Raw genomic sequence first — 1,960 nt, forward strand, 5'->3', positions numbered from 1 at the left:
CACCCAGGCCACACTCTTCGAGTACCTGCGACTGATCGCCGTCGCACGCCTGTTCCTGGACAACGTCGCGCACATCCAGGGCTCCTGGCTGACGGTCGGCAAGGACGTCGGCCAGCTGACCCTGCACTACGGCGCGGACGACCTCGGCTCGGTGATGCTGGAGGAGAACGTGGTCTCCTCCGCGGGTGCCAAGCACCGCTCGAACCGGATGGAGCTGCTGCACCTGATCCGGTCCGCCGGCCGGGTCCCCGCGCAGCGCGCCACCACGTACGAGCACCTGGTGGTGCACGACGACCCGGCGAACGACCCGGTCGACGACAAGGTCGTCTCGCACCTGTCGTCCACCGCGATCGCGGGCGGGACCGCGCACCCCGAGCTGAAGCTCGTCGACGCCGAGTGACGCCGGACGGGTTCCGTTGCTGACCCTGCACCTGCCCACGTCCGGCACCGCGTTGGCGGTGTCGGACGACCGGGTGACGGCGCTCGGCCCGGCGCCGGAGCTGCGTGCCGCGCACCCGTCGGCGCGGGTCCGCGAGTGGCAGGGCACCGTCTCGGCCGGCCGCTGCGCGGACGACGCGGTGACGCTGCTGGAGCACGCGTACCACCCCGACCCCCGGGAGGCCGACGTACTCGGCACCGAGCCGCTCACCGGTCCGGCCCTCGACGCGTTGGACCTCAAGGGCACCCGCTGGGGGCACAGCGCCCGCCGCGGCGTGCAGCGGCTGCTCGGCCGGGGTGTGACGGCCCTGGTCGGACCGTTCACCCGTCCCGAGGTGCGTACCGCGGTCCGGCGGTCCGGGCTGGTGGTCTGGACGTCCCCACGGCAGCCGGAGCTGGCGGCCGGAGGGCGCGCGGACTTCACGGTGACGGCCGCCGACGGCCGCTGCCTGGTGACGGTGATCGCCGGCCGCCTGGTCTACCGCGCCCGCTGACCCTCCATCCCACCGGCACCCGTCCGGGGGCGGCGTCCGGAGGAGGGAACACCACCCGGTGCGTCCCGTCTCCGCCGGAGGTGAAGAATGGCCCTCGTGACCCGCGCATCGATGCACAAGCAGCCGCACGAAGTCGCCGCGATGTTCGACGGCGTAGCCGCCAAGTACGACCTCACCAACGACGTGCTCTCCCTCGGCATGGACCGGGTGTGGCGCAAGGCCGTGGCCCGGGCCGTCGGCGCCCGGCCCGGGGAACGGGTACTGGACCTCGCCGCCGGAACGGGCACCTCCTCGGAGCCGTTCGCCGCGGCCGGCGCGTTCACCGTGCCCTGCGACTTCAGCACCGGCATGCTGCGCGAGGGCAAGAAGCGGCTGCCGTGGATGCCGTTCACGGCCGGTGACGCCACCCGGTTGCCGTTCCGCAGCGACACCTTCGACGCCGTCACCATCTCCTTCGGCCTGCGCAACGTGCAGGACACCGACGCGGCGCTGCGCGAGATGCTGCGCGTCACCCGGCCCGGGGGCCGCCTGGTGATCTGCGAGTTCAGCCACCCCACCTGGACGCCGTTCCGGACCGTCTACACCGAGTACCTGATGCGGGCGCTGCCGCCCGTCGCGGAAGCGGTGTCGTCCAACCCGGACGCCTACGTGTACCTGGCCGAGTCCATCCGGGCCTGGCCGGACCAGCCCGCCCTGGCCCGCAGGTTGCAGCAGGCCGGCTGGGCGAAGGTCGCCTGGCGGGACCTCACCGGCGGCATCGTCGCGCTGCACCGCGGACGCAAGGCCTGACCCGTCCCGGCCTCCGGAGCAGGGCCTGACCCGCCCGGTTCTTCGGAGCAGGGCCTGGCCCCTGCCGTGCCCGTTCCCGTGCCCGCTTCCGTGCCCGTCCGGCCGGAACAGGCCCGCGAGTTACCCGCCCGAAGCGGGTTGTGCGACAGTGTCGCCGTGCCGACGCGCTGCCCCGGATGCGGGGACCCGTTGACGGGCCAGGCCCGCTGTGCGGCGTGCGGCCGTTCCGCCGCAGCCGG

The 1,960-nt window shown here is 73.8% G+C and carries 2 protein-coding genes and 1 pseudogene; all 3 read left to right on the forward strand.

Annotated elements, in window-relative coordinates; genetic code table 11:
• Window positions 1-400 (forward strand): annotated as a pseudogene (locus ACYVE9_RS24835) (dehypoxanthine futalosine cyclase); the annotation flags it as partial.
• 16 nt (window positions 401-416) lie between these two features.
• Window positions 417-932 (forward strand): imidazolonepropionase-like domain-containing protein, encoded by a 516-nt coding sequence (locus ACYVE9_RS24840; protein WP_461030137.1) that lies wholly within the window; start codon window positions 417-419, stop codon window positions 930-932.
• A 96-nt stretch (window positions 933-1,028) separates the two neighbouring features.
• The gene (locus ACYVE9_RS24845) at window positions 1,029-1,721 is read left to right on the forward strand and encodes a demethylmenaquinone methyltransferase (RefSeq protein ID WP_461030138.1); all 693 of its coding nucleotides are present in this window, start codon (window positions 1,029-1,031) and stop codon (window positions 1,719-1,721) included.
• The last annotated feature ends 239 nt before the right edge of the window (window positions 1,722-1,960 follow it).

Source organism: Streptomyces sparsus (assembly GCF_054776295.1).